4 protein-coding genes are annotated in these 7021 nt (G+C 48.0%); 2 read left to right on the plus strand and 2 right to left on the minus strand.

Annotated elements, in window-relative coordinates:
• Positions 1–14 precede the first annotated feature (14 nt).
• The gene (locus AACR77_RS01695) at positions 15–1151 is read right to left on the minus strand and encodes a tyrosine-type recombinase/integrase (protein ID WP_042877944.1); all 1137 of its coding nucleotides are present in this window, start codon (positions 1149–1151) and stop codon (positions 15–17) included.
• Positions 1152–1724: 573 nt separating this feature from the next.
• Between AACR77_RS01695 and AACR77_RS01700 the strand changes: the two genes are divergently transcribed.
• Positions 1725–4235, plus strand: a complete 2511-nt coding sequence (locus AACR77_RS01700; protein ID WP_042877945.1) for an McrB family protein — start codon at positions 1725–1727, stop codon at positions 4233–4235.
• Positions 4236–4246: 11 nt separating this feature from the next.
• Positions 4247–5560, plus strand: coding sequence for an McrC family protein (locus AACR77_RS01705; RefSeq protein WP_081999275.1), 1314 nt, complete (start codon positions 4247–4249; stop codon positions 5558–5560).
• A 57-nt stretch (positions 5561–5617) separates the two neighbouring features.
• Here the strand turns inward: AACR77_RS01705 and AACR77_RS01710 are convergent, their stop codons facing one another.
• Positions 5618–6898 (minus strand): tyrosine-type recombinase/integrase, encoded by a 1281-nt coding sequence (locus tag AACR77_RS01710; protein ID WP_231563062.1) that lies wholly within the window; start codon positions 6896–6898, stop codon positions 5618–5620.
• Positions 6899–7021: the final 123 nt, after the last annotated feature.

The following is a 7021-nucleotide window of genomic DNA, read 5'->3' on the forward strand; positions in this document are numbered from 1 at the left end:
TATGCTATCGTAATTCACTTCTTTTTAAGGAGCATTTCGATTAATGGTATTATCGATTGCATCTCTGGCATGGTCATCAACTCATTCCAATTTCTGTACAATGTGGCAGATGGCGCAGCAGACTGCTCTACCGTATCTACAGCATTCGAATGTAAGCACCGTTGCAAAACCGCTCCTGCCTGGGCTCCAAAATCGACTGCATCCTCGACTAACCATTGGCCATAACAGCGCTGAATCATTTCAGTACCAGCATGCCCCATCTGCCGTGCAATCCATGGTACATTTATTCCGGCAGACAATAGTTGACTGGCAAATGTATGACGGAATTGCGATGGCCCGCGATAATCAACGCCAAGAGAGATACAGTACGGTTTAAAGAATTTTTCTCTGTATTCATCAACTGAGGCGTAAGGGCGCCGCTTTGCACAAAAATAGGCTAACAATGTCCGAGATTCGATTAATTTAGTTCGATTATCATTCTGCGTGACTTTTATATTTTTTGCCTTTCTATTCTTGGCTTGTTCTAGCAGTAGAGTTAGCGGTTCTATTGCCTGCGCTGTCAATTCTATTGTTCGTCTAGACCCCTCATTTTTAGGGGTTTTATACACACCATTTACCAAAGCCAGATCTATGGTTAGCATCTTTTTTTCGAGATCAACAACTTCAGCACTTAAGGCGAGCAGTTCACTAATTCGTAAACCAGTTGCTATCCCTACCTGTATCAATGCAGTTTCAATTTGATAGTTTTCCTGCTTATTCTGTTGTAGCAAAAGTGCAATCTCAGACTGCAAGAATGGTTTCGGCTTCTTTCTGGTAAATTTACATTTCTTTATGTTTTCCATCGGATTAGATGGAATTAAACCGTCGAGTTTCGCCCTAACAAATACACTGCGCAGAATTTCCAGGTAGTGATTAACTGTACAGCCATTATATTTCTTCAAAAGTTTTACGACCATCATCTCTATGTCTGTAGAGCTAAAGTCGATCAACTTTTTCTTACCGAACCAAGTTACAAGCTGCTTGCTCTTGCGGCGATATGGTCCAATGGTTGATTCAGCATAGCGGGCTTCTTTAAATTTCAGATTTTCATTTATTGCCAGTCCAAGAGTCTTATTTAAATCTTTGGCCTGTGAGTTTTTATCATTGTTCATCGGCTCTAATCCAGTTGATTTGCGCATAGGTTATGAGCATTAAAAAAATAAGTCAACAGATTTTTGATGCACAAACGAAATTGCAAGTCAAGAAAATTATTTGGCTTTTTAAATAATATCGTTCCACCACAACATCTGAGCCACAGAGGGCACGATTTCTGGTTGATATTTCCCTTTTACCGGTCATGTGATGAAATTGTTAAAATCCGTCAGTGGTGAGCAATTTCAACCCTTTATACCAGCTCCGTTCAGGTAATATTGGAATCGATAAATGCAATTCCTGCAAGCCACAAGGCTTTTTATACAACCCGCACTCTTTCTTTTTCTTACTCATAGAGACATTCGTAAATCCATGTAAGCAACATCGGCGGACAAAAAAGCATCGAAATGAGCAAGCCAGTGGGATAAACATCTGAAAATCACACCTCTTATATTGCGGTGAAGCGCTGTCAAAGGTAGAAGATGCTTTCAATCTCAGCTCACTCATCCAATTAAGAGCTAACAGCGGCAGTAGGCGATGCAATCGCCGCATTCTATGGTCTGCACCGAGCTCCTCAACTAAGGAATGACTACATGAATGATTTCCAGCAACAGTACGCACGTTGGGATGAATTTTTGAAAGTTTGGCCTGCTTCGAGGCTGGCCACGATGACATTAGATGAATACAGCAAAGCAGGTTCCAAGCAGACCCTCACCTACTGGCTCGAATCAGGTCTAGATGAACTTGGTAGCATTTGGGGAGGGTCTGCCTTCAAGTTTGGCGTATTTTCGCGAAAAAGTACTGAGGATAAAGATTCGGATACAAAACTGAGCTACTCAGATACACATGGTTGGTATTCCTCGTTAGGTTCAACTGCCGGGGAAGCTTTCGAAAAAATCCGTCACTTCGTCGTGCAAGTTGCACATTTTGCTGCCAAAGGAGATCTAGAAGCCATAGATGCCTTTGACCAACTAGGAGAGGCCTTCAAGTGGAAGATCGCTTTTCACTACCAAAATCGACAAGACCCTGTAATTGTCCCAATTTTCAAGCCTGTGTGTCTTGCCTCTTACCTAGGCAGTTCTGCTAATCAAGGAATGGCCGCGTTACAGCGGGAGGTATCAGCCAAGCGACCGAATGACATTGGTATCTTAGAGTTTGGGCACCATGTATGGGATGCATGGAGCCAGAAAAATCTTGCGATCTGGAAGCTATCGCACGGTACAGAGGACTTTTCTACAGATGAATGGCAACAATACCTAGACGCTGAACTGGCAGTGATGCACGGTGCAACTGCAAAGGGCCAGGGAAAAGAGTTTTTGGAAGTTCCTCTCGGTACACTTTTTTATCTCTGCCATGGCAACGAAAGCCTGTCACTTGTTGGTCAGTTTATCTCTGCACCAGAACCATGTTCTGCGGGGGATGGTTGGATGCAACGTCGTTACCGAGTATTGAAGCAGGGAATAAAGCAGGGGGGGTATCAAGGTAGCAAGAAAGGCTGGACTCCGAACTACAATTCCACTTTCAAGCGTGTGCCAGCTGCTGACTTACCAGAGTTTGAAGCAACGTTGCTCAAGCCATTTTTTGGTACTGGCTTGGCCGAATTAGCTGCACTCGCAAACGAGTCAGTTGATGACGTCAATGCAACTAATGTCAAGATGCCCGAGTCAGTGGCCACTGAAATCCCTGTAACCAAACAGCCTGTAGCCAACTGTTTGAACCGTATTTATTACGGCCCGCCTGGAACTGGAAAAACCTACACTCTGATGCAACTGCTGAAACGTGATTACGAGACACAGGTTACATCAATGTCGCAGCAAGAATGGCGTCGCCAGTTTATCACCGACAAGATTGCAGGACTAACATGGTGGGAGGGGCTCGCAGCAGCCTTATATGAGCTGGGTGGCAAAGGCAGTCTACAGGCATTGTATGAACATCCTTTTATTGAGGCGATCCACACATTCAAGTCCGGGATACATAAAACCGCCAGAGTCAGATCCACCCTGCAAAGGCACACTGTCGAAGAATCAACAACTGTAAAGCAAAAGGCAATGCAAAGCCCATTCATCTTCGATAAAGACAAGAATTCTGCATGGGAATTGTCGGGAGAGTGGCAAGAGTCCTGCGAGGACTTGGTTGCTCTGGTCGAGCAATTCAAACGGGGACCAGAGAAAACCAGCACCATTCAACGTTACAGCTTTGTCACTTTCCATCAGTCCTACGGCTACGAAGAGTTTGTTGAGGGCCTGCGTCCCATACTGAATAGTGAGGATGGTGAAGTTAGCGAAGTCGGGTACAAGATCCACTCTGGTGCCTTCAAACAACTCTGCCGTAAAGCACGTCAGTTCCCCGACCAACGCTTTGCAATGGTGATCGACGAAATTAACCGGGGCAATATCAGTAAAATTTTCGGTGAGTTGATCACTCTGATCGAAGCAGACAAGCGCGATCCCCTTAATGGTAATCCCCCACCTTTAGAGCTGACGTTAGCCTATTCGGGTGAAGCGTTTTCGGTGCCCGTAAACGTGGACATTATTGGCACAATGAACACGGCAGACCGTTCGCTCGCGCTGCTCGATACCGCATTGCGTCGCCGTTTCGATTTCGTACCACTAATGCCCGACACCCGAGCAGCAAAATCTGTGGATGACCCACACAGCGCCCCACTGGCGGGCTTGCTAGTGACGACAGCGCGGGGGGAAATTGATGTTCGTCTAATGCTGGAACGCATCAACGAGCGCATTGAGGCACTGTACGACCGGGATCACTGCATTGGCCATGCTTATTTCACCTCAATTCGTGAAGTGGTAGATGGTCCCATGCGTTTTGATAAGTTGGTCGACGTTTTTCGCAAACGCCTCATCCCGTTGCTAGAGGAGTATTTTTTCGAGGACTGGCACAAAATCCGACTTGTGCTGGGTGACAACCAAAAACCGCTGAGGGCCCAATTTATCACCGAGAGTGACGCCCATGAGCAAGATTTGAATGACTTGTTCGGCAGCGATCACGGCCTTGACAGTTATTCAACCAAACGCCGCTACCAAGTGCAGCAACCAGTTCTCGTTGAACCTGATGCCTATATCGGCATTTATCAGGCCTTGGTTTGACGGGATCCAATATGACAGGAATCACAATCTTTGAGTTCGACACTCTGGCAGCTTTACCGGTTGATGGACATCGTTTACTCGATAAAGTGGGTTTACATGAGGTACCTACCCCTATTTTTTCTTGGCTGGAGAGCCGTGCTTTGCGTGCCGCTGATGCTGGTGAAGCGGCTTGGCTGCGGCTGACCCAGCGGTGTGGACGTAAAGTCGTGCAGGTGACGAGCTTTGTCGGAGTAATCCGCTGTCCAGATGGCTATCAGATCGAAGTGCTACCCAAACTCGGCAAAGCCAGCGGCAAGGCTGACGCTCGGCGGCTATTGATCGAAATGCTGTGCTGTTTGGGAGGATTTCGCCACATTCAGACCGATAGCGCCCAATTGCAGGCTAGGCGCATACCCCTGTTGGAGGTATTTATCGGTGAGTTCCTACGAGCGGTAGAGCACGTTGTCAAGCGAGGCCTTCGAAGTGACTATCATAGCCAGAAAGACAACCTCTTTGCCCTACGCGGTAAGCTGCAAATAGCTGGGCATTTGCGCCACAACTTGTGTCGGCGTGATCGCTTTTTTGCTGAGTTTGATGAGTATTCACCTAATCGGCCAGAGAACCGCCTTTTACATGCTGCGTTACGATGTGCTCTTGCGTGGACATCCTCACAGGTACACCAGCAATTGGCTCGAGAACTGTGTTTTGTATTCGGCGATATTCCTGCATCCGCCCAACATGACGCGGATTTTGCCCGGATTCGCCTGGATCGTGGGATGGCGCATTATGACGGGGCACTAGCTTGGGCCCGTTTGATTCTGCAAGGTGAATCGCCCCTCACCGGCAGTGGTGCTCATCATGCCCCATCCTTACTATTTCCAATGGAGGCGATTTTTGAGTCTTTCGTCGCCAAACATCTAGCTCGACAACTCAACAATGGCTACTCCTTACGAACACAAACCAGCAGTTTTTCGCTGGTCACACACAACAAACAGAGCTGGTTTCGCCTCAAACCCGACCTGCTGGTACAAGAAGCTAAAGTCAGACGACTAGTGCTGGACACAAAATGGAAGTTGCTTGATGGTAAAAAAGCCAACGGCAGCGAAAAGTACGGGCTGGATCAGCATGATTTCTATCAGTTACATGCTTACGGCCAGTCCTATCTCGATGGCAAAGGCGATGTGGTACTGATTTACCCGAAAACTGGAAGTTTCGAAAAACCCCTACCGGTTTTCACATTTCCTAATGGTTTGCGACTATGGGTATTACCATTTTGCCTGCAAGATCGTCGCCTGCTGCTACCACCATGTGGTGCTCTTCAAGCATTTTTTACCAACTCATGTTAATTGCTAAATGGGTTGGTAGCTACGACTGACCCTGTATAGGTCTATTGGTTCTAGTTCTCACTTGTCGACTAAGTCGCTGGGGATCAACTCAATCTTTTCTTTCAAAAGGGAAACACTTACCCGTTTTCCATAGCGGCCAAAAGTGATCCCTGTTTTACTATGTCCCGCCAACTCAGCCACAATATGCTCAGCAACGTCCGCCTGTTGCAGCTCATCGATAAACGTGTGTCTCATCCCGTAAATGGTGGGGCGGCCCTGACCTACGATGCCAGCATCATTGAGGTGGCGTTGGAAGCGACAGGTGATGTTATGCGCCCAGTCGTCGTCTTTGCCTGATGGTTGGTCATCGAACAAAAATACCTTCCCTTGACTGCGACGACTCTCCACATAGTCCAGGAATTGATGTCCGATCAACGCACTGTGCAGTGGCACGGTACGGTACGCATTGGCAGTTTTGAGCTGTTGATCCGCCTCTCCCGCATCGACCATCAAACACCAAATCCCCTCAACCTGTTTGATGTTCTGAGTTTTGAGCTGGCAGGCCTCGGAAGGCCGCAACCCTGCGTACAGGCACAGCAGGGGCACCCACCAGTCCTGAATTTTCAATTTTTTACCTTTCTGGGATTGTTTGCTGCGCAGGCTGGCAAACAGCTGAGCCAGTTGAGGGCGATACCAACGCACTCGCTCCTCATCCGCCCGTTTGTTCGGTTTTTTACCTGCCGTCAGCCCATCGAATGGGTTACGACTGCAATAGTCCAGTGCCACGCACCAACGAAAGAACTGTTTCAGAGCAGCCAGATAATCGGTCTTAGTTTTGAAACTGATGTCGCTCTTGCGCAGCAAGATGTTGCGATACTCCTGTGCCAGCGCGGGCGTCACCTCATCGACTTTAACCCCTTTGGCCCAGGTGACGAAGGCGTTGATCCGAAGTTGGAGCTGGCCCATCGTCTTGTGCTGGATCCCCTCACTGGCTTTAGTCTCGATGAATCTCGCCAGTGCATGGCTGAGCGTGATCCCACTGCTAGGGCAAGCTGAGGCATTAACAGAAGGTTCACGAGGTGTGGAAGGTGTTTGAGGAGGGATGAACCCCGCAGCTTTGAACGCGTCTAGATCGGCGCGGATCCAGCGATAGAAACTGCGAGGGGAAGTATCAGCAGGGGTAGCCGCGATAAGTGCGCGAGTACGAGCTGCCACAGCCAGGTTTCGGTCTACTGCGAGCTGACGATCTTTGGTACACAGGGAGGTGCGAATGGCAAATGGAAGGCCTCTGTCACGCAAAACCTTGGGGAGTGGGAGGCGGGTGTAGTAGGTGCCGGAGGCATTTTTACTCAGATACATGATTGTTCCACCTAGTTGATCCAGGAAAAAAATCACGTAAGTCTAGAAATGAAAAAACCCGTTGAAATTCAACGGGTTATATTTGGCGGTGAGGGAGGGATTCGAACCCTCGATACGTTGCCG

The organism is Aeromonas sp. ZOR0002 (assembly GCF_963866995.1).
Lineage (GTDB): Bacteria > Pseudomonadota > Gammaproteobacteria > Enterobacterales > Aeromonadaceae > Aeromonas > Aeromonas caviae.

What these genes read in the sequence shown, in the direction of transcription:
- AACR77_RS01695 (WP_042877944.1), bottom strand. Translation starts at nt 1,151, where the DNA reads ATGAACAATGATAAAAACTCACAGGCCAAAGATTTAAATAAGACTCTT.
- AACR77_RS01700 (WP_042877945.1), top strand. Translation starts at nt 1,725, where the DNA reads ATGAATGATTTCCAGCAACAGTACGCACGTTGGGATGAATTTTTGAAA.
- AACR77_RS01705 (WP_081999275.1), top strand. Translation starts at nt 4,247, where the DNA reads ATGACAGGAATCACAATCTTTGAGTTCGACACTCTGGCAGCTTTACCG.
- AACR77_RS01710 (WP_231563062.1), bottom strand. Translation starts at nt 6,898, where the DNA reads ATGTATCTGAGTAAAAATGCCTCCGGCACCTACTACACCCGCCTCCCA.